At 69.9% G+C, this 19,578-nt stretch carries 26 protein-coding genes; 16 read left to right on the top strand and 10 right to left on the bottom strand.

Annotated features, from left to right (window positions below; genetic code table 11):
- Positions 1-49 precede the first annotated feature (49 nt).
- From AB0J16_RS29565 to AB0J16_RS29555, 3 genes are read left to right on the top strand one after another with little or no spacing between them, the layout of a single operon-like run.
- On the top strand, positions 50-637 hold the full coding sequence (locus AB0J16_RS29565) for a dihydrofolate reductase family protein (RefSeq protein ID WP_358545171.1): 588 nt from the start codon (positions 50-52) through the stop codon (positions 635-637).
- Entirely contained in the window at positions 634-972 is a 339-nt protein-coding gene (locus tag AB0J16_RS29560) for a YciI family protein (protein WP_358545170.1), read from the top strand. The genes AB0J16_RS29565 and AB0J16_RS29560 overlap by 4 nt, the downstream gene beginning before the upstream one ends.
- The gene (locus tag AB0J16_RS29555) at positions 969-2,396 is read left to right on the top strand and encodes a sigma-70 family RNA polymerase sigma factor (protein WP_358545168.1); all 1,428 of its coding nucleotides are present in this window, start codon (positions 969-971) and stop codon (positions 2,394-2,396) included. The genes AB0J16_RS29560 and AB0J16_RS29555 overlap by 4 nt, the downstream gene beginning before the upstream one ends.
- An 81-nt stretch (positions 2,397-2,477) precedes the next feature.
- Here the strand turns inward: AB0J16_RS29555 and AB0J16_RS29550 are convergent, their stop codons facing one another.
- The 6 genes from AB0J16_RS29550 to AB0J16_RS29525 all read right to left on the bottom strand — a co-directional run bounded on the left by AB0J16_RS29550 (position 2,478) and on the right by AB0J16_RS29525 (position 7,264).
- Positions 2,478-2,972 (bottom strand): cupin domain-containing protein, encoded by a 495-nt coding sequence (locus tag AB0J16_RS29550; RefSeq protein ID WP_358545166.1) that lies wholly within the window; start codon positions 2,970-2,972, stop codon positions 2,478-2,480.
- Positions 2,973-3,047: 75 nt separating this feature from the next.
- Entirely contained in the window at positions 3,048-4,580 is a 1,533-nt protein-coding gene (locus tag AB0J16_RS29545) for an MFS transporter (RefSeq protein WP_358545165.1), read from the bottom strand.
- Positions 4,577-5,053 (bottom strand): alpha/beta fold hydrolase, encoded by a 477-nt coding sequence (locus AB0J16_RS29540; RefSeq protein WP_358545163.1) that lies wholly within the window; start codon positions 5,051-5,053, stop codon positions 4,577-4,579. The genes AB0J16_RS29545 and AB0J16_RS29540 overlap by 4 nt, the downstream gene beginning before the upstream one ends.
- A 67-nt stretch (positions 5,054-5,120) precedes the next feature.
- A complete protein-coding gene (locus AB0J16_RS29535; RefSeq protein WP_358174934.1) occupies positions 5,121-5,591 on the bottom strand; it encodes a carboxymuconolactone decarboxylase family protein in 471 nt (156 codons plus the stop codon).
- Positions 5,592-5,789: 198 nt separating this feature from the next.
- Positions 5,790-6,242 (bottom strand): hypothetical protein, encoded by a 453-nt coding sequence (locus tag AB0J16_RS29530; protein WP_358545162.1) that lies wholly within the window; start codon positions 6,240-6,242, stop codon positions 5,790-5,792.
- A 53-nt stretch (positions 6,243-6,295) separates the two neighbouring features.
- On the bottom strand, positions 6,296-7,264 hold the full coding sequence (locus tag AB0J16_RS29525; protein ID WP_358545161.1) for an NmrA/HSCARG family protein: 969 nt from the start codon (positions 7,262-7,264) through the stop codon (positions 6,296-6,298).
- Between the two features lie 94 nt (positions 7,265-7,358).
- On the opposite strand from AB0J16_RS29525, the gene AB0J16_RS29520 reads away from it, so the two are divergent.
- On the top strand, positions 7,359-7,832 hold the full coding sequence (locus AB0J16_RS29520; RefSeq protein WP_358545159.1) for a MarR family transcriptional regulator: 474 nt from the start codon (positions 7,359-7,361) through the stop codon (positions 7,830-7,832).
- Between the two features lie 193 nt (positions 7,833-8,025).
- Here the strand turns inward: AB0J16_RS29520 and AB0J16_RS29515 are convergent, their stop codons facing one another.
- Positions 8,026-8,448 carry an antibiotic biosynthesis monooxygenase family protein gene (locus AB0J16_RS29515; RefSeq protein ID WP_225289055.1) on the bottom strand — a complete coding sequence of 141 codons (423 nt, stop codon included), beginning with the start codon at positions 8,446-8,448 and terminating at the stop codon, positions 8,026-8,028.
- 220 nt (positions 8,449-8,668) lie between these two features.
- On the opposite strand from AB0J16_RS29515, the gene AB0J16_RS29510 reads away from it, so the two are divergent.
- Complete coding sequence (locus AB0J16_RS29510; RefSeq protein ID WP_358545157.1) at positions 8,669-8,878, top strand: hypothetical protein; 210 nt, start codon at positions 8,669-8,671, stop codon at positions 8,876-8,878.
- A 38-nt stretch (positions 8,879-8,916) separates the two neighbouring features.
- Here the strand turns inward: AB0J16_RS29510 and AB0J16_RS29505 are convergent, their stop codons facing one another.
- Both AB0J16_RS29505 and AB0J16_RS29500 read right to left on the bottom strand, forming a co-directional pair.
- Complete coding sequence (locus AB0J16_RS29505; protein WP_358545155.1) at positions 8,917-9,654, bottom strand: SDR family NAD(P)-dependent oxidoreductase; 738 nt, start codon at positions 9,652-9,654, stop codon at positions 8,917-8,919.
- 32 nt (positions 9,655-9,686) lie between these two features.
- Positions 9,687-10,586: a hypothetical protein gene (locus tag AB0J16_RS29500; RefSeq protein WP_358545153.1), complete on the bottom strand. Its 900-nt coding sequence runs from the start codon at positions 10,584-10,586 to the stop codon at positions 9,687-9,689.
- Between the two features lie 115 nt (positions 10,587-10,701).
- Between AB0J16_RS29500 and AB0J16_RS29495 the strand changes: the two genes are divergently transcribed.
- The 11 genes from AB0J16_RS29495 (at position 10,702) to AB0J16_RS29445 (ending at position 19,237) form a co-directional block, all read left to right on the top strand.
- Complete coding sequence (locus AB0J16_RS29495; protein WP_358545151.1) at positions 10,702-11,340, top strand: hypothetical protein; 639 nt, start codon at positions 10,702-10,704, stop codon at positions 11,338-11,340.
- Positions 11,274-11,504, top strand: coding sequence for a hypothetical protein (locus AB0J16_RS29490; RefSeq protein ID WP_358174929.1), 231 nt, complete (start codon positions 11,274-11,276; stop codon positions 11,502-11,504). The genes AB0J16_RS29495 and AB0J16_RS29490 overlap by 67 nt, the downstream gene beginning before the upstream one ends.
- Complete coding sequence (locus AB0J16_RS29485) at positions 11,497-13,143, top strand: ferritin-like domain-containing protein (RefSeq protein ID WP_358545149.1); 1,647 nt, start codon at positions 11,497-11,499, stop codon at positions 13,141-13,143. The genes AB0J16_RS29490 and AB0J16_RS29485 overlap by 8 nt, the downstream gene beginning before the upstream one ends.
- 20 nt (positions 13,144-13,163) lie before the next feature.
- Positions 13,164-13,880 (top strand): alpha/beta hydrolase, encoded by a 717-nt coding sequence (locus tag AB0J16_RS29480; RefSeq protein WP_357940500.1) that lies wholly within the window; start codon positions 13,164-13,166, stop codon positions 13,878-13,880.
- Between the two features lie 42 nt (positions 13,881-13,922).
- A complete protein-coding gene (locus AB0J16_RS29475; protein ID WP_358545147.1) occupies positions 13,923-14,837 on the top strand; it encodes an RNA polymerase sigma-70 factor in 915 nt (304 codons plus the stop codon).
- 78 nt (positions 14,838-14,915) lie between these two features.
- Complete coding sequence (locus AB0J16_RS29470) at positions 14,916-15,554, top strand: hypothetical protein (protein ID WP_358545146.1); 639 nt, start codon at positions 14,916-14,918, stop codon at positions 15,552-15,554.
- Between the two features lie 164 nt (positions 15,555-15,718).
- Complete coding sequence (locus tag AB0J16_RS29465; protein WP_357940493.1) at positions 15,719-15,946, top strand: helix-turn-helix transcriptional regulator; 228 nt, start codon at positions 15,719-15,721, stop codon at positions 15,944-15,946.
- Positions 15,947-16,018: 72 nt separating this feature from the next.
- On the top strand, positions 16,019-16,771 hold the full coding sequence (locus tag AB0J16_RS29460) for an SDR family oxidoreductase (protein ID WP_358545144.1): 753 nt from the start codon (positions 16,019-16,021) through the stop codon (positions 16,769-16,771).
- 9 nt (positions 16,772-16,780) lie between these two features.
- Complete coding sequence (locus tag AB0J16_RS29455; RefSeq protein WP_358545142.1) at positions 16,781-17,068, top strand: cupin domain-containing protein; 288 nt, start codon at positions 16,781-16,783, stop codon at positions 17,066-17,068.
- Positions 17,069-17,201: 133 nt separating this feature from the next.
- Positions 17,202-18,221 carry a ferritin-like protein gene (locus AB0J16_RS29450; RefSeq protein WP_358545140.1) on the top strand — a complete coding sequence of 340 codons (1,020 nt, stop codon included), beginning with the start codon at positions 17,202-17,204 and terminating at the stop codon, positions 18,219-18,221.
- A gap of 23 nt (positions 18,222-18,244) precedes the next feature.
- The gene (locus AB0J16_RS29445; protein ID WP_358545138.1) at positions 18,245-19,237 is read left to right on the top strand and encodes an alpha/beta hydrolase; all 993 of its coding nucleotides are present in this window, start codon (positions 18,245-18,247) and stop codon (positions 19,235-19,237) included.
- Positions 19,238-19,244: 7 nt separating this feature from the next.
- On the opposite strand, the gene AB0J16_RS29440 is transcribed toward AB0J16_RS29445, so the two are convergent.
- A complete protein-coding gene (locus AB0J16_RS29440; RefSeq protein WP_358545137.1) occupies positions 19,245-19,397 on the bottom strand; it encodes a hypothetical protein in 153 nt (50 codons plus the stop codon).
- Between the last annotated feature and the right edge of the window lie 181 nt (positions 19,398-19,578).

The following is a 19,578-nucleotide window of genomic DNA, read 5'->3' as shown; positions in this document are numbered from 1 at the left end:
TGAGACGCCGGCACGAGAACGACGCCAAATCCGACAGGAGAAGCTCGCCATGAAGATTGTCGTGACCAGCAGCGTGACGCTCGACGGGGTGGCGCAGGCGCCGGGCCGCCCGGACGAGGACCCGCGCGGCGGCTTCAGCCACGGCGGCTGGGCCCTGCCCTACAGCGACCACATCATGGGCGCGGTCATGGGGCGGCGGATGGCCGAGGAGGGCAGCCTGCTGCTGGGCCGCCGCACGTACGAGGACTTGTTCGGCTACTGGCCCGAACAGAACGACGGCAACCCGTTCACCGAGGTGCTCAACCGGACACACAAGTACGTGGCATCGCGGACGCCGTCCCAGCCGTTGCCGTGGGCCAACTCGACCCTGCTGGACGGCGACGCGGTCGAGGCCGTGGCCGGGCTGCGGGCGCAGCCCGGCCCGACCCTGGGCGTCATCGGCAGCCTGGACCTGGTCAGACAGCTAGCTCGCCGTGATCTGATCGACGAGTACGTCCTGCTGACGCATCCGCTGGTGCTGGGCACCGGCAGCCGGCTGTTCGCCGACGACGGCGCCTCCCGCCCGCTGCGGCTGACGGACAGCGTAACGACCACCACCGGCGTAGTGATCGCCACCTACCAGAGGGAGACCCGATGACCGAGTACCTGCTCAGTGTGTACCAGCCGGACGGGCCACCACCGGCCCCGCCGATCCTCGCCAAGATCATGGACGACCTCGAAGCACTGAACCAGGAGCTGCGGGCCGCCGGTGCGTGGGTCTTCAGCGTGGGTCTATACCCACCGACCACGGCCACGGTGCTCCGCGCCCAGAACGGCGACGTACTGATGACCGACGGCCCTTTCACCGAGGGCAAGGAACACGTCGGCGGCTTCACCGTTGTCGAGGCCCCGGACCTGGACGCGGCCCTCATCTGGGCCGGCAAGATGGCCCAGGCCACCACCCTGCCCATAGAGGTCCGCCCAATCCGATGACCCCGGACCCGATCACGCCCGACCCAGCACCGCCCGATCCGGTGACGCCGAGTCAGACGCCACCCGACCCGTTGATGCCCGACCGGACCCTGCCCGACCCGACCACGCCTGACCGGACCCTGCCCGACCCGACACCGCCTGACCCGACCAGGCGGGACCCGATGGCAGCCGACCCGATGCCACCCGATCCGATGGAGCCGCATCCGATGGCGCCGGATATCGAGGGTGTGTTCCGGGAGGAGTACGGGCGGGCCGTGGCGGTCCTGGTGCGTGTCCTCGGCGACATCGATCTCGCCGAGGAGGCGGTCCAGGAGGCCTTCGCCGAGGCGGTCAAGCGGTGGCCGTCCACCGGTCTGCCGCCCAGCCCCGACGGTTGGATCATCACCACCGCCCGCAACCGGGCCATCGACCGGGTGCGCCGCGAGGCGAGCCGCGACCGGCGGTACGCCGAGGCCGCCAGGCTGCGCGTCCCCGATGAACCGGCCGAGGAGGGTCCCGTGCGTGACGACCGGCTGCGTCTGATCTTCACCTGCTGCCATCCCGCGCTGGCCACCACCGCCCAGGTCGCCCTCACCCTGCGACTGCTGGGCGGCCTGTCCACCGCGGAGATCGCCCGCGCCTTCCTGGTCCCCGAGCCGACCATGGCCCAGCGCCTGGTCCGAGCCAAAGGCAAGATCCGCGACGCCCGCATCCCCTATCGCGTACCCGCCGACGCCGACCTCCCGGCCCGGCTGCGATCCGTGCTGGCCGTGGTGTATCTGATCTTCAACGAGGGCTACACCGCGAGCTCCGGCGATCGGCTGACCCGCGAGGACCTCGCCGCCGAGGCGATCCGGCTGGGCCGCCTGCTGGCCGCGCTGATGCCCGACGAGCCCGAGGTCCTCGGATTGCTCGCGCTGATGCTGCTGATCGAGTCGCGGCGAGCCACCCGCACCACCCCGGACGGCGACCTGGTGCTCCTGGCCGACCAGGACCGGGCCCGCTGGGAGCACTCCCTGATCGCGGAAGGCCAGGCCATCGTCCGAGCCTGCCTGCGACGCGGCCGACCCGGGCCTTACCAGATCCAGGCCGCGATCAACGCGGTGCACAGTGACGCGCCGTCGGCGGCGGCCACCGATTGGGGGCAGATCCTCCAGTTGTACGACCAGCTCGCCGCCGTGGCCCCGAGCCCGGTGGTCGCGTTGAACCGGGCGGTGGCGGTGGCCGAGGTCAACGGGCCGTCAGCGGCACTCGCCCTGGTCGACGACCTCGACCTGGACGGCTTCTACCTCTATCACGCGATCCGCGCTGACCTGCTCCGCCGCCTGGGCCGTGGGGCGGAGGCGGCACAGGCGTATGAGGCGGCGATCGCCCGCAGCGGCAACGCGGCCGAACGCGCCTTCCTGCACCGTGCGGCTCTGGCGGTGAATCCGGCCTCAGACTGAACCGAGCGCCTTCTACCACTGATCGCGCCTGGTACGGGGATTCCTCATCTCCAGCGGCGCGGCGCTGGGCGCCAACCGCTCCTACTCCACAAAGTACGAGTCGTGCTTGTCGAAGAATGTGGCACGCTCCTCCTCCGAAGAGTGTGCCAGGTGCGACACCTGCTCGAAGTACTCCTCGCGCGGGGCTCCCGGGGTGAACAGCAGCAGCATGTCGGCCGGAGCGTCGGAGTCGTTCCGGAAGGCGTGTAGCCCGCCCTGGGGCACGTGCAGGAAGTCTCCCTTGCGGGCGTCGACCCACAGCACACCGTCGAACACGCGCACCATGCCGTCCAGGATGTAGAACGATTCCGAGATCCGCTTGTGGAAGTGCGTCTTAGGGCCGCCCGCCCTGGGCCGCATCTCCACCCGGTACAGCCCGAACTCACCCCGGGTGGTGCCGGTGGTCGCCAAATAGTGGAGGGCGTCCTTGCCGGTACCGCTCTCACCGATGTCCGGTGGTGCGGTGGCCGGACGGAAGACGGCGCTGACCTCACCGTCCTCACCCCAGTACTTCTGCTCCGGGTACGGGTACGACATGTCTTGATCCTTTCGTGTACGGCAGGACCGGCGGGCATCCACCGGTGTGGACGGCCGGGAGTCCCCCGCCGGGTCTCAATCGATGGTTTGGTGATGGGCGAAGCGGGACACCAGCGGCGGTTCCATCAGCCAGCTGTGGGTCCGACCGTGCGGCCGGTGCGAGGCCGCGGCGGTCCGCTGCAGCATGCCGAAGGCGATCGACGCACCGATGGCCACCAGGCCCGCGCACAGCGGCATGGCCCGGCTGAACGACGTATCGAAGGCTGCGTCCGAACGGTAGGCGTCCGGTCCCATCCCGACCAGTAGCGGCAGTGCCGCCACAGCCACTAGCCCGGCCGCCCGGGCCGCAGCGTTGTTGATGCCGCTGGCCAGCCCGGCGTTCGAGGCGCTCACCGAGGACAGCAGGGTCACGGTCAGCGGAGCGACCATGACCACCATGCCGGCTCCCATCACCAGCAGGGCGGGGAGGACGTCGGTCAGGTAGGACGCGCCCGGCCCGACCCGCAGCATCATCAGCATGCCCGCCCCGCACACCAGCGGGCCGATGGTGAGCGGGATCCGCGGCCCCAGACGCTGGGCGAGCACCCCGGAGCCGGAGGAGAACAGCAGCATCAGCAAGGTGTTGGGCAGCATCGCCGCACCCGCTGCCAGCGCCGAGTAGCCGACGACGATCTGCAGTTGCAGAGCGGTCAGGAAAAAGAACCCGCCCGTGCCCGCGTAGACGCACAGGGTGATCAGGTTGACGGCGGAGAACTGCCGGGACGAGAAGATGGCCGGCGGAATCATCGGGTCGACGCTGCGCCGTTCCACAGCGAGGAAGGTGGCACCCGCCACCACGCCGCCGACGGCCGCGATGACGGCCACCAGACCGCCGTGGCGCGCCTCGGTCAGCGCGTAGGTGGCCAGAGCGAGCGCCAGGGCGCCCAGGACGGCGCCGGGTACGTCGAAACCGAGCCGCCGTCGGACCTCCGCGCCGGCCGCGAAGATGGCGTCCGGGGGCGTGCCCACGGACTCGGGGACATGGCGCAGCGCGACGGGCACACACAGCAGCGCCGGGACGATGCTCAGCAGGAAGGTCCAACGCCAGCCGGGGCCGTCCACCAACCACCCGCCCAAGAACGGCCCGAGGGCCGCGCCGATACCGCCGAAGCCCGACCACAGGCCGATCGCGCGCGGCCGGTCGTCCGGGTGAAAGGATGCCTCGATGATCGCCAGTGAGCCGGGGGTGAGCAGTGCGCCGCCGACGCCCTGCAGGGCCCGGGCAGCGATCAGCGTGGTGGCGTCCGGAGCCAGGCCACACAGCAGGGAGGCCGCCGCGAACCACACGATGCCCACGACGAAGATGCGCCGCCGCCCGAAACGGTCGCCCAGGGACCCGCCCAGCAGGATGAGGCCCGCCAGGGTCAGCATGTAGGCGTTCACCGTCCACTGGAGGACGGCGAGGTCAGCTCCGAAGTCGTCGCCGATATGCGGCAGCGCAACGTTGGTGACGGTCGATCCGAGCAGTACGGCACTGGACCCCAGCACGGTGGCCAGCAGGGTCCACCGGCCACGGGCACTGCTGACGCGGAGGGAGGCGGCGCCGTCTGTGGCGGGGGAGTGAGTCATGGTGTGTCCTGGCGTCGTCCGACGAAGCGCTCGCGGCCGGCGTTCTCCCGCCGCAGTTCGCGCACGTCACGAACGGCCGTAGCGAATGCCGCGGGACGCTCCTGCGGAAGGTTGTGGCCGGCCCCCGCCACTGTGCGGTGGAGCCGGAGGCCGGTGAAGTGATGGGCGGTCGGAGAACCGTCCGTGACCGGAAAGTTGCCGTCGGCCACGCCCAGGACGGCCTGCTGACCCGAGCGCGGAGTCGAATCGGAAAGAAACCTCGTGGGCCCGTGGCCCCGCAGATAGGGGACGACGACCCGGAACCCGCTCTCCGCGAGCAGCGGGGCCACGGCCACGTAGCTGTGGATGTCGTAGGGAAAACCGTGCAGGAGCAGCACGGTGTCGTTCGCCGCAGAGCCCGTCTCGTAGTAGGCAACTTCGAGTACGTCGGTGCGGACCCGGCGGAGCGGCGCAAGTGTGTGGTGTTCGGACATGCGAGCCTCTGGTTTCTGTTGCCCGTGGGACGGACGGTATGTGTCCGGGCGGGTCGGAGCGGCCGACTCAGCCGAACATGCCCGGTGTGTAGTCGCCGGCGGGCTGCCGGTTGATGACGTTGATGCGGTTGTAGGCGTTGATGACGGCGATCAGCGAGATGAGAGCGGCGAGCTGGTCATCGTCGTAGTGCTTCGCGGCGTTCGCCCATGCCTTGTCCGACACGCCGCCCGCGCCGTCCGCGATGCGCGTGCCCTGCTCGGTCAGCTCCAGCGCCGCGCGCTCCGCGTCAGTGAAGATCGTGGCCTCGCGCCACACGGCCACCAGGTTCAGACGCTGCTGTTCCTCACCCGCGGCGAGGGCGTCCTTGGTGTGCATGTCGGTGCAGAAACCGCAGCCGTTGATCTGGCTGGCACGGATCTTCACCAGCTCCTGAGTAGCGACTGGGAGGGCCGTCCGCACCGCCGCGCCGGTCGAGCTGAGGTGTTTCATGACCTTGCCGGCGAGGGCGTTGCCGAAGTAGTCGATACGCGCTTCCATGACGGATCTCCCTGGGTACGGAATAGTTGCCACCTAATGACCGGGAGCCTCCCGAATCTGTGACAACCCGCGCGTACGCCGGCACGGAACACGTGTGAAGACAACCTGTGTTTGTGGCCCCGACCTCGAGAACCACCGACGTGTGCAGTTGCCGGCATCGAATGCGTGGGCGAAGGCCGTCGGCCCGGCGTCACTCCGTCAGGGCTGGTGCGGGATGGTTTCCTCCTGGAAGTCGCACCCCGGGTTCGGCGCGTCCACCGAGAGCGGCGCGCCGTGCGGGATCACGTACAGCACTTCCATGACGACGGGCTTGTCGCCCCGGTGCTGGCCGCTGTGCTCGATGATGGTCTGCCCAGCCTGGTACACGCCGTCGGACTCGCAGGTGAAGTCGAAGTGGCTGAGCGTTCCCATGCGGATGACGCCGTCGTGGTAGTGCCAGCCGGTGCTGCCGCCCGGCTCGACCGTGATCTCGCGCAGGATGTAGTCCTGGTCACCCCCTGTCCTCTGGAAGCGGACCGTGGCGTTGACGCCGCTGCTCGGGGTGGCGTTCGCCGTGCCGGGAAGCAGGGCGATGAGGCGTGGCCGCCGTGGGCTTGGGGGGCGGCCGCCGGTTCGTCCCTGCAGACAGGGCAGCTCCCGATCTTGTGACACGGCTCCGCGACGTTACCCGGGGGCGACCACGCGCGGGGAGGGACGGGTGCCGGTCAGCGCGGGATGGTGTCGCGGTGGGCGGCCAGCCACGTGTCGAACGACTGCAGCCTCGGGTTGAGCTTGCGCAGCAGCTCGAAGTCGATGAGCTCGGCGATGTCCGGGGCGGCCGCGATCAGGTACTGGAGCATGTTGCCGACCTCGCCCGCGCCCGGGAACCCCGCGGCCCGGATCATGTCGGGGCTGACCGCCTGGTAGGTGACGGGCTCGCCGAGCGCCAGGCTCAGCGCGGCGGCGTACTGCTCGCCGGTGAGCACGGACCCGGCGACGCTCACCCGCCTGCCGGCCATCCCGATCCCGTGGCGGAAGATCCCCAGCGCGGTCCTGCCGACGTCCTCCGCAGCTTGCGCGGCCACCCGCGCCTCGTCGAACCCGAGCGGCAGCACCAGCGCGCCCGTCTCGTCACGCCGGGGCGCGAACATGTCCCGGAACGCCTCGTAGTAGACGTTCGCCTGCAGGAAGGTGGTGGGCACGCCCGACTCCAGGAAGAACCGGTCGGCTTCGGCCTTGCCGTCGGCGTGTGGCACCTTGTACGAGCCCTCGAAGCTCGGCGTCCCGTCGCCCGGCCGGAAGTAGCCGCGGGTGTCGGACAGCGTGGACCAGACGAAATGCCGTACGCCGGTCTCCTGCCCCGCCCGCGCCGCGTTGCCGGCCTGCTCCCGCTCCTTGATGGTCGCGGGCCGCGCCCGCTCCTCCTCGGGCATGCGAGGCTCCCAGAAGTTGGTCACCACGAAGGCGCCGTGGGCGCCGTCGAACGCCTTGCGCAGGCTGCCCGCGTCGTCGAGATCGGCCCCGACGACCTCGGCCCCGAGCGCGGCCAGCTCCCTGGCCCGCGCCGAACCCGGGTCCCGGGTCAGGGCTCGCGCGGCGAACCGTCCACTGCGGTCGTCGAGGATCGCGCGGACCAGCCCGCCCCCTTGCGCTCCGGTCGCGCCCACCACGGCGATGATCTGCTGCTCGCTCACAGAGACAAACCCCTCACGTGTTCAGGTTGATGTATCAACCGGATCACCATACAGCCCCAGGTTGATACGTCAAGCAACGGGTAGAGTGGGGGTCATGGGATGGGAACAGGAGCTCGGCGAGGCCGACCGGATGTGGCGCACGTACATCGAAATGGCCAAGCACCTCAACTCGCACCTGCAGCAGCACCTGCAGCGCGAGTGCGACCTGTCCGCGGCCGACTTCGAGGTCCTGGTCCGGCTCACGGAGTCGGAGCGGCGGGAGATGCCCGTCGCGGCGGTGGCCGCCGCGACCCAGTGGGAGAAGAGCCGCCTGTCCCACCAGCTCACCCGGATGGCGCAACGCGGGCTGGTCGAGCGAGTGGACTCCAACGACCGCCGCTACCCCGACGTGCGGCTCACCGACAAGGGCTACACGGCGATCAACAAGGCAGTCCCCGAGCACACCGAGATGGTTCACGCCCTGGTCGTCGACGTGCTGGGGCCCGAACGGCTGGCCGGCTTCGCGCAGGCCTGCGCCGACGTGCTCCGCGCACTCGACGAGCACCGGGAGCGGGACTGCTCGTTGTGATCACGAAGTAGCCGTCGGCGTTGGGCACGGGCCCGCCCGACGCGGAAGGGACCGGCGCGTAGTCCGGAAGGCCGGGCGAGTCGGTCGCGGCAGCGGTGCCCGAGAACCGCCGAGCAGCGAGGCGGCGGTGGGAACTGCGGCGGCGACCGACGTGCGCCTCAAGAACGTGCGGCGGTTGGTTGTGCTCGTCTCTTCAGGAGGGGTGAAGTTCGACAACGACGCGATAGCTGGCAGGTTCTGAGGTGATGTGAAGGCCCGGATCGTCGAACATGCGCTGCAGCGAGGCATGCCACTCGGGATTGCCGGTGGCTTTGTCGAGCGCGGTGCCCGAGGTCCACTCGGCGATGTGGACGAACCGCGCCTCAGGGGCGTCGGCGAGTGGCCTGTGCAGGCGGGAGCGGAGGAAGCCGGGCTGGGTCGACATGATCCGGGCGTTCTCCTGGTACACCTCGACGAAATAGTCGGCTTCGTCCGCCGGCACGGTGTAGCTCTTGATCACAGTTACTGGCCCGTCAACGCCGGTCTTCGATTCCAGGGATTGACTCATACCCATGGAGACCGGCGACGCCTCGAATTTGTGACACCAGCCGGCTGTTGACCTCGATGCCTCAGCCATCAAGCCGACTCGGGTGAGGGCCTCCGCTTGGCGGTGGTTTTCGCCTGACCATCCGTTTTGTGTTTCCGTACGGCGTGTCGTGGACGCCCGAGGCGCTTGGGTGGGCGTCGGCTTCCATGGGCCCAGGGCGGTGTGGTCACTCCTTCGGTGCTCGGCGGGGTGTCTTTGCGCTGGTCAGCCGGGTGCTGGGAGCGCCTCGCGGGGGACGACGGGAGCGGCCATGGACCGTCCCTGCGTGCGCGGGGGGCACGGGCACGTACTGCGTGCCAATGAGGCCGGTCGAGGGACCATCCCCGCGGCTGAGGTTGAAGCCATCCGCGCCTCCGCCGCCCAGCAGCGCATGCGTACAGCCCTGGCCGAGTGGGAGGAGGCGGACGCCATCGCCTGGGAAGCACTCGCTCGCGCGGACGACGGCGACCGCCCGCGCTGAGCAATCCGAGCAGACCGCCGAGGGCCGGTGTCACTCCCCTATTGGATCTGGTCGGTCGGGCGGATGAGGATCTCGTTGACCGCGACGTGCTCCGGCTGGGTGACCGCGTACACGACGGCGTTGGCGATGTCCTCGGGCTGCAGGGTGCGCATGGAGGCGGCCATGTTCTGTGCGGCGGCCCGCATCGTGGGGTCCGTGTTGTGGCCGGTCAGCTCGGTGGCGACGAAGCCGGGCTCGATGGCCACGACACGCACACCCCGGGTGGTGACCTCCTGCCGCAGCGACTCGGAGAAGGCGGTGATGCCGAACTTCGTCGCGGCATACACACCGGCGTAGGCCGACGCGATCCGGCCCGAGGTCGAGGAGACCTGCACGATCGTGCCCCTGCGCTCCAACAGGTGGGGCAGACTCGCATGGACCATGTACATCGAGCCGAGCAGGTTGGTCTCGACCATGCGGGTCCATTGCGTGATGTCCGCACCCACGATCGGGCCGTTGAGCATCACCCCGGCGTTGTTCACCAGGACGTCCAGGGCGCCGAAGCGCTCGACGGTCGCCGCGACCGCGGCCCGCACCGACTCTTGGTCGGTCACGTCCAGTTCGAGGGCCAGCACCTCACCGGGCGCCTTGCGCGCCAGCGACTCCAACCGGTCGGCACGCCGGGCCCCGACCGCGACACGTGCCCCTTCCGCTGAGAGGGCCAGCGCAGTGGCCTCGCCGATGCCCGACGACGCTCCAGTGACGAGGATGACCAGTCCATTCAACGTGTTGCTCATGGCTTCCTTTCCGGAGGGGTTCACAGGTTTGGTCATGCCGCAATAGCTCGGCCGTGCTCAGGACGGGCGAGGAGCGCGGCGGTACTTGCATTGAGCGAGCTCTTCGTCGTCCACCAGGACGAGCACCGGCTTGCCGGGGCCACACAGCATGGTGGCCGTGAAACGGACCGGGAGTCCTCGCGGTTGTCGCCGTCTTGATAACGGCTCACGTCACTACCAGGAGTGCGGGTGCGGCGGCGCCGATCTTCATCGGGATCCCTTTCATCCGCCGGGCCACCTGATTGCCCCCGGTCGCCAGCTAAGACCGGACAGCCTCCAGGCTTGTGACAGCTGCCCTTCCGGCACCGCAGCGCGACGCCCTCGAGACGGTCTTCGGGATACGAGGGGGAACGCCGCCCGAACGCTTCCTGGCCGTACTGAGCCTGCTGTCTGACGCCTCGGAGAAGGGTCCCCTGCTCTGCGTGGTCGACGACGCGCAGTGGATGGACCGGGCCTCGGCGCAGGTCCTCGCCTTCGTCGCCCGGCGGCTCCTCGCGGAGTCTGTCGCCCTCGTCTTCGGCTCTCGCAAGCGGTCCCAGGACCTGCTCGGACTGCCGGAGCTCGAGGTCACAGGCCTGACAGCGGAAGACGCGCACGCCCTGCTGACCTCGGTGACGCACGTCCAGATCGATCAGTACGTCCGCGACCGGTTCGCGGCCGAGACCAGGGGAAACCCGCTGGCCCTGCTGGAGCTGCCGCGTGATCTGGCGGGCGGGTTCGGCCTCCTGGACGCCGAGACGCTGCCTGGCCGGATCGAGCAGAGCTTCCTGGACAGGATCGACGGCCTGCCCGCGCAGACCCGGCTGCTCCTGCTGGTCGTCGCGGCCGAGCCGGTCGGCGACCCCTCGCCGGGAGAGCATCCCGCCGATTCCCGCCGAGATCGCGGCGCTCATGCGCGAGGTCTCGACCGTGGGAAAGCTCGTCGAGTAGCCGGATCTTGTCACAAGTGCCGGGGCTGTCCTGTCTTAGCTGGCAATCAGGCCACATCACTGAACGGGGGAAGTTGTTGTGACCGCGTTGGCGATGGTCGCCGAGTTCGACGATGTCGCGGGCTGGACCGCCGACGCCGTCGAGCTGCTCGGGAAGCGGCATGCCGTACCGGCTGCCTGCCGTGCCAGCGCGAGCCCCGCGGCGCTGGCATGGCTGGCCGAGGCGTGCGAGCTGGCGCACGGGATGCGGCTGCTCGATGTGGGCGCGGGAGTCGGCGGGCCGGCGGCCTGGGCGGCCGAGCGGTTCGGGGTCCGGCCAATCCTGATCGAGCCGATGCCGGCCGCCCCGCAGGTTCTCCAGGCCCCCGACGGCAACCACTTTCCCACCTGCCGGGAGCTCGGCGCGCTGCTCGAAGGCGCCGGGTTCGAGGTTTTCGAGCAGCTCGACCAGCCCGTCCGGGCGCCTCTGTCGTGGTCGCGGCGCGCCGACCAGGTCGCCGCGGTAGTCGCCCGCCGCCACCGGGCTGATCCCGCCTACGCGCTCGCTGCCCGCCAGGGCGAGCGCTTCGCCCGCCTGTTCGCCACCGGCCAGATCGCCGTCCGGCTGATCCACGCGGTCAGCAGGCCGGCCGTACAACCCATGGAGGAGACATGTGCACCCCGAACGGTGAGAACGAGGTCCTGTACGAGCTCCACGTCGAGATCGAGGAGGAGCTGATCATCGCCGAGGCCAGCCACCCGGAGGAGGAGATGGAGCGGCCGGTCACCGAGTGGCTGTACGACCCGGCGGACGTCGAGCGCGAGGAGATCGCTCTGCGGGTGCTGCGCGACGCGGTCGTGGTGCTGGAGGACGGCTCGCGGCCGGGTGGCGACGTTGCCTGAGCCACGGATCGACACGCTCGACAGCCTCCGCGAGCACCTGCAGTGGGCGATCGAGCTGGAGCACGCGACGCTGCCGCCGTACCTGACCGCGCTGTACTCCCTCGACCCGGAGCGCAACCCGGCGGCCGTCGAGGTGCTGAGCAGCGTCTTCGTGGAGGAGATGCTGCACCTGGCGCTGGCGGCGAACCTGCTCAACGCCGTCGGCGGCGCCCCGCGGCTCGACACGCCCGAGATGCTGCCGCCTCACCCCCGCAAGCTGCCCCACGGCGACCTCGAGCTGTCGCTGGTGCCGTTCGGCCCGGAAGCGCTGGAGATGTTCCTGCGCCTGGAACAGCCCGCACCGCCCGGAGCCCCGCCGGAAGACGATAACTACGAGTCCATCGGGCAGTTCTACGCGGCGATCGAGCAGGGGTTGCGCTACTTGTGCGACACGCTCGGCGAGAAGGAGGTCTTCTCCGGCGACCCGGACCGGCAGGTGAGCGGCGGCCACTTCCGCCATACCGGCGGCAGGCTGGTCGCCGTCACCGACCTCGCCTCCGCGCTGGACGCGCTTGAGGAGATCGTCGAGCAGGGAGAGGGCACCGCCCGCAGCGAGGTCTGGGACGGTGACCAGGACGAGGTCGCCCATTACTACCGCTTCATGGAGCTGAAGCTCGGCCGCCGCTACCGGCGCGGGGACACCCCTGAGTCCGGGCCCACCGGTGAGAAGCTTTCGGTGGATCTCACGGCGGTGTTCCCCATGACGCCCAACCCCGCGGACCGCGCCGCGCAGGAGGAGTTCAACCACACCTACTGCGCGATCCTGCACCTGCTGGAGGTGGCCTTCAACGGCAGCCCGAGGATGCTCGCCGTCGCTACCGGGGAGATGTACGCGCTCAAGGCCCAGGCGCAGGTGCTGATGCGGCGGGGCGGCCTCACCTTCGAGTACGTCCCGCCTGAGCTGCGCCGCTGGAGCGCGGGCGACCACCAGCGGATCGTCGTGCTCCGCAACGGACCGTACGTCGTGTACGGCCGCGTCCCCCTGCGGCGCAAGCGGAAGATCGTCTCCGCCGAGCAGAAGAACGCGCTCACCTGGAAGACCGGCGAGCCGCTGGAGACCGAGGAGACCTATGCGCTGTGCCGCTGCGGCCATTCGGGCGCTAAGCCGTTCTGCGACGGCACCCACGCCGCGATCGGCTTCGACGGCACCGAGGCCGCGCCGATGCGGCCCTACCAGGAGCTGCAGCACGTGCACGACGGCGTCGGCATCTCCGCGCAGCGGGTGGGCGAGCTGTGCGTCCACGCCGCCTTCTGCATCGGCCGCGCCAGGCCCATCGCCAAGATGCTCGACGACACCGCCGACAGCGACGTGCGCTCCGACGTCATGGGCCGCATCGATCACTGTCCCTCCGGCTCCTACAGCTACGCACTCGAACGCGGCGGAGAGACGATCGAAGCCGACCTCCCGCGCGCCATCTCGGTGCTGGAGGAGGAGGACGGCCTGGCCAGCGCGCTGTGGGCGACCGGCGGCATACCCATTACCCGGTCGGACGGCCGGCCCGTGGAGACCAGGAACCGGATGACGCTGTGCCGTTGCGGCCACTCCGGCAACAAACCGCTGTGCGACGGCACCCACCGCGAGATCGGCTTCCACGAGTGAACAACCAGAAAGGCAATCCCATGAACCAACCCGTCGTCCTCCTCGTCCACGGCGCCTTCGCCGAGTCGGCCAGCTGGAACCGCGTCATCCAGCGCGTGCGCAGCAACCAGCTCACCACGGTCGCCGTGGCCAACCCGCTGCGCAGCGTGGAGGGCGACGCCGCCTACCTGCGCGACGTGATCAACGGCATCGGCGGCCCTGTCGTCCTGGCCGGTCATTCCTACGGCGGCATGGTGATCAGCCAGGCGGCGGCGGGCAACCCGGCCGTGCGCGCCCTGGTCTACGTCGCCGCCTTCGCTCCCGAGCCCGGCGAGAGCGCGCTGCTGCTGTCGAGCAAGTTCGAGGGCAGCACGCTCGGCCAGGCGCTGCAGGCCTACCCGGTGGCCTCCGGCGGCAACGAGCTCCGCATCGACCCCGCGAAGTTCCACCGCCAGTTCTGCGCCGACCTCGACACCGAGGAGGCCGCGCTGATGGCCGCGACCCAGCGGCCGGTGACCGAGCGCGCCCTGTCCGACGGGCTCGCCGTCGACGAGGCGCCCTGGCGCACCATCCCGTCCTGGTTCGTCCACGGCGACGAGGACCTCAACATCCCGGCCGCCGCACTGCGCTTCATGGCCGAGCGTGCGGACTCTCGCGGCACCCGCGAGGTCGCCGGCGCCTCCCACGCGCTCGCGGCCTCCCAGCCCGACGCCGTGACAGCGACCATCCTCGACGCTGCCGCCCACGCGCGAGGCTGACGAACCCCTGCCCAGGCCAACGGGCGAATCGATGTGGGGCACATGAACGCGGAATCCCCGGAACAGGCGAACGCTCTCGATCGAGCGGCGTCCGCCTTCGTCGAGCTGCGCCCGCGGCTGTTCGGCATCGCCTACCGGATGCTGGGCAGCGCGGCCGAGGCCGAGGACATCGTCCAGGAGGTGTGGCTGCGCTGGCAGGGCACCGACCGCGAGACAGTCGAGAACCCGCCGGCCTTCCTCGCGCTGGTCACCACCCGGCTGGCCATCAACCTGGCCCGGTCCGCGCGCGTGCGGCGCGAGTCCTACATCGGCCCCTGGCTGCCGGAACCCGTGGACACCAGTCTGGACCCCACTGTCGGCGCCGAACGCGGCGAAGCGCTGGAGCTGGCCTTCCTGCTGCTTATGGAGAGGCTCAATCCCACCGAGCGCGCCGCTTACGTCCTGCGCGAGGCCTTCGACTACCCCTATCCGCAGATAGCGGAGATCCTGCGGCTCACCCCGGTCAATGTCAGGCAGATCGTGAGCCGTGCCCGCAGGCGCCTGACCGCCGTACGCCACAAGCCCATCGACAGGCTCCAGCACCGGCGCATTCTGGAGACGTTCCTCGACGCCGCCCAGACGGGAAATGTCGGCGCCTTGGAGGAGCTCTTCGCCGCCGACGTCGTCAGCTCCTCCGACGGCGACGGCATCAGGGGATCGGCCAAGTTCCCCGTGCTGGGCAATGAGCGGGTGGCCAGGTTCGTGGCCGCGTTCTCACCGCGGTTCTGGCCGGGCACCGCCATCACGTGGGTTGAGATGAACGGGCTGCCAGGCGTGCTCGTCACCCGGGGCGGCAACGGCGTCGCCCTGCTCGCCATCGAGGCCTCCAGGGAGGGGATCCACCACCTGTTGTGGATCCTCAACCCGGCCAAGATCGAGGCCTTCGAGCGGTCTCGTAGCCGCTTTGTCACAACGTAAGGGGCCATCCGGTCTTATCTGCCAACAACGAAGGAGGCGGCAGACCATGACCGAGGCGGGCCCGAGTCGCTGGCGGAGATGCTTGACGAACGGCAGCACCTGCTCGAGATCGCCCTGTGGATGTTCGGCTCGGACACCACGGCCGACCACGTCGTCCAGGAGACCTATCGCCGCTGGTACGCCCTTGACCAGGAGGAGCGCGCCGCCATCGCGGTGCCACGCGCCTCGCTGACGCGGACAGCGGGCAGCATCTGCCTGGAGCTCCTCGCCGACCCCGACCACGTGCCCGGCGGCCCGGTGACTCCGGCCCAGCCCGTGCCCGGTCCGACCTCGCACCAGGCCGGATACGGCCAGGCGATGCTCGCCAGGCACGAGCGGGTGGCCCGCAGGTTCGCCGCGGCCTGCCAGGCAGGCGATACCGAGGCGCTGCGGGAAGTCCTGGCCGCCGACGCGATTGTCATCAGCGATGGCGGCGGCAAGGTGCGCGTCGCCGTACGGCCGACTTACGGCGCGGAGGCGGTCACGCGGGTCGTCACGGCGTTGCTGATCGACCAGCCAGAAACCGAGCCGGCCATCGGGTCGGTGAACGGCAGGACGGGGCTCGTCCTGCGGCGGGCGGGCAAGGCCGTGGCGGTGGTCAGCGTGAGCGTGGCCGGAGCCGAGGTCACGGCGGTATGGATCATCCTCAATCCCGACAAACTCCAGCGCTGGCGCTGAAGGGCATACCAGATCCTCTCCACTGACCACGACTACAACGGGGCGGAATTCAAGCCGCTCTACTCCACGCCCGTCGCCGTGACCGGCGGCAGTTCCTTACACGGATGGGCGAGCGGCCAGGCCAGATCCGCTGACGGCGGCTGGGCGAGCGCCGCTCGCGCGCGGTGTCCGGCAGGCCGACCACGGGCTGGGACAGCCTGACCGCCTCCGAGCTGCACATCGTCAGGCTCGTCGCGGGCTGCGCCACCAACAAGCAGGTCGCCGATCGGCTCTACCTGTCGCCGCACACGGTCAACACCCACCTGCGGCACGCCTTAACCAAGCTCGAGATCAGCTCGCGCGTCGCGCTCACCAGGCTCGTCCTCGAACAGGAGGCAGCCTGTCACAACTGAGAGGGGCTGCCTTGTCTTAGCTGACGACAGGGGGCGCACCACAGCGCCCCGAAAGCCAGAAGGGTGCCCACAATGAAAATCGTGGTGATCGGCGGGACCGGGCTCATCGGGTCGAAGCTGGTGAAGAAGCTGGGCGAGCACGGCCACGAGGCCGTGGCCGCGTCGCCGAACACCGGCGTCAACACGCTGACCGGCGAGGGCCTGGCCGAGGTGCTGAAGGGCGCCCAGGTCGTGATCGACGTGTCGAACTCGCCCTCGTTCGAGCGCGAGGCCGTCATGAAATTCTTCCAGACCTCCACCGGCAACCTGCTGGCGGCCGAGGCGGCCGCGGGCGTGGGCCACCACGTGGCGGTGTCGATCGTGGGGACCGAGCGGATGCCGGAAAACGGCTACTTCGCGGCGAAGATCGCCCAGGAGAAGCTGATCGAGAAGTCGGGCATCCCGTTCTCGCTGGTGCACTCCACCCAGTTCTTCGAGTTCGCCCGCGGCATCGCCGACGAGAGCACGGTCGACGGCAAGGTGCACATCGCGCCGGTGCTGTTCCAGCCGATCGCGGGCGACGACGTGGCCCAGGCGGTCGGCAGGACCGCGGTGGGGACGCCGCTGAACGGCCGGATCGAGATCGCCGGATCGACCCAGTACAAGATGGACGAGTTCTTCCGCAAGGCGCTGGCCGCCTGGGGCGACACCCGCGAGGTTCTCGCCGACCCGCAGGCGCGCTACTTCGGCAGTGTGCTCGGCGAGCGGTCGCTGGTGCCCGGTGAGGACGCGCAGCTCGGCACCATCACCTACAAAGACTGGCTCGACCAGTCCACCGCGAAGTAGGGCCGGGCGATGGACAAGCCGCGATCGACCGCGTGGCAGACGGCGCTGACCGTGCTGCAGGAGGCACAGCCTCCGTTCATCCCCGAGGGCGCGCACGCGATGACCGTGGTCATCGAGTACCCGCCCGGAGACCCGGGCGCACCGCCGCATCGCCACCCGGGTCCCGCCTTCGGCGTCGTCCTCGAGGGCGAGAACACGGTCACCATGCTGTGCGAGTCGGGCAAGCCGATGTTCACGCTGGTGGAAGAGGCCGAGCCGGCCCAGCGCAAGGACCGCCGCGCGCCACGCCCGTCCTGAACCCCGGCGAAGTACCCGCAGCGTGACGGCACCGGCTGCCGTCATCGCTGCCTGATCCCAGGATCGAACCAGGCAGCCGGCCTACCGGCCGGCGGTCCGATCCGCCATGCCAACAACCCGAGGTATGACACGAATGAACCACGAACGACCGGTTCGGATCGACACGCTCGGCAGCCTCCGTGAGCACCTGCAGTGGGCGATCGAGCTGGAGCACGCGACGCTGCCGCCGTACCTGACGGCGCTGTACTCGCTGGATCCGGAGCGTAACCCGGCGGCGGTGGAGGTGGTGAGCGGCGTCTTCGTGGAGGAGATGCTGCATCTGGCGCTGGCGGCGAACCTGCTCAACGCCGTCGGCGGCACGCCGCGCCTGGACATGCCGGGGATGCTGCCGCCGCACCCGCGCAAGCTGCCGCACAGCGATCTGGAGGTGTCGCTGGTGCCGTTCGGCGCGGAGGCGCTGGAGATGTTCCTGCGCCTGGAGCAGCCGGCGGCACCTAGCGCGCCGCCGGAGGACGAGGGCTACGAGACGATCGGGCAGTTCTACGCGGCGATCGAGCAGGGGGTGCGCTACTTGTGCGACACGCTCGGCGAGAAGGCGGTCTTCTGCGGCGACCCGGTCCGGCAGGTGAGCGGCGCCCGCTTCCGTCACACTGCCGGATCGCTGTTCGCCGTCGAGGATCTGGAGTCCGCGCTCGGCGCGCTGAAGGAGATCGTCGAGCAGGGGGAAGGCAACGCCCGCAGCGAGGTCTGGGACGGTGACCAGGACGTCCTCCGCCCCGAGCGGGACGAGGTCGCCCACTACTACCGCTTCCAGGAGCTCAAGCTCGGCCGCCGTTACCAGCGAGGCGACACCCCGAACACCGGCCCGACCGGCGAGGAGGTCGGCGTCGATCCGGACGGCGTGCTCCCGATGACACCCAACCCGCGGCCCGCCGCGCAGGGCAGTGCCGTACGGGCGGCGCAGGATCTGTTCGACACCACCTACAGCACCCTGTTGTCCCTGCTGGAGCAGGCATTCAACGGCGACCCGAACCGGCTCACGGACGCCACCCGCACCATGTTCACGCTCAGGGCCCAGGCGCAGGCGCTGATGGCGCTGCCCGGCGGCGCCGGTCCCACCTTCGCCTACGTGCCGCGCGAAGCACGTAGCTGATCCATAGCGAAAGAAGGCACATCATGAACAAGCACATCCTCGAGCCCGCCGCCTGGGAGGTGGCGCAGGCCACCTCGAAGCCGCCGTTCCTGTACGAGCTCGGCCCCGAGGGCGCCCGCAAGGTCCTCGACGACCTGCAGGCCGCCCCGATCGCCAAGCCGGACGTGGACGAAAAGTGGATCGTCGTCCCCGCCGGGGTCGGCAACGTGCGGGTGCGGATCGTCAAGCCGGTCGGCGCGATGGGCACGCTCCCCGTCGTCCTGTACGTGCACGGCGGCGGCTGGGTCATCGGCAACGCGGGCACCCACGACCGGCTCGTGCGCGAGCTCGCCGTCGGCGCGAGCGCGGCCGTCGTCTTCGTCGAGTACGACCGCTCGCCCGAGGCCCGCTACCCGGTGGCCCTCGAGCAGGCTTACGCCACCGCACGGTGGATCGTGAAGTTCGGCGCCAAGGAGGGGCTGGACCCCTCCCGGCTGGCCGTCGCGGGCGACTCGGTCGGAGGCAACATGACCGCGGCGCTGACCATCCTGGCCAAGCAGCGCGGTGACGTGCATTTCGTGCACCAGTCCCTGTACTACCCGGTCACCGACGCCGGCCAGGACACCGACAGCTACCGCGAGTTCGCCGACGGGCCGTACCTGACGGCCAAGGCGATGGCCTGGTTCTGGGACGCTTACACCACCGACGCCGCCCAGCGCGCCGAGATCACCGCCTCGCCGCTGCGCGCCTCCCTGGCCGACCTCGAGGGCCTGCCGCCCGCGTTCATCATCGTCGACGAGAACGACGTGCTGCGTGACGAGGGCGAGGCCTACGCCCGCAAGCTGATCGCGGCCGGGGTGCCCACCTCCAGCGTCCGCTACAACGGCACGCTGCACGACTTCATGATGCTCAACCCCGTCCGCGCCACCGAGGCCACCAGCGCCGCCATGGCCCAGGCCATCGACGTCCTCAAGACCGCCTTGAAAGCCGGAGAATCTCGGCGAGAATCGGCGCCGGTGTTGTCGACTACGCGCTGATCTTGGTCTACTTCGCGATGGTCCTGCTGGTCGGGGTGGCCGTGCGAAGGAGAGTCTCCAGCAGCCTCGATTTCCTGCTCTCCGGGAGGTCGTTGCCCGCTTGGATCACCGGGCTCGCCTTCATCTCGGCCAGTCGCGCGGCTACCGGGATGCCGCTCACCCCCGAACTGGGCCAAGATCCTGCCGACGTGCTCCTTCCTAGCCGACATGATCACCGCTCTGATGTCCATCGAGAAGGAGGACACCACCTGACGCCATGTGCGAGCTCACCAGACGGCAGGCTGCGAAGAGGCCCGCGTGGACGGCGGCAGCGCTCTGTGGCGACAGGTGTCCCAGGTGCC

Origin of the sequence: Nonomuraea sp. NPDC049750 (assembly GCF_040659625.1) — a bacterium.
Taxonomy (GTDB): domain Bacteria; phylum Actinomycetota; class Actinomycetes; order Streptosporangiales; family Streptosporangiaceae; genus Nonomuraea.
Note: the sequence above shows the minus strand (reverse complement) of the source record. Positions and strands in the feature narration are given on the sequence as shown.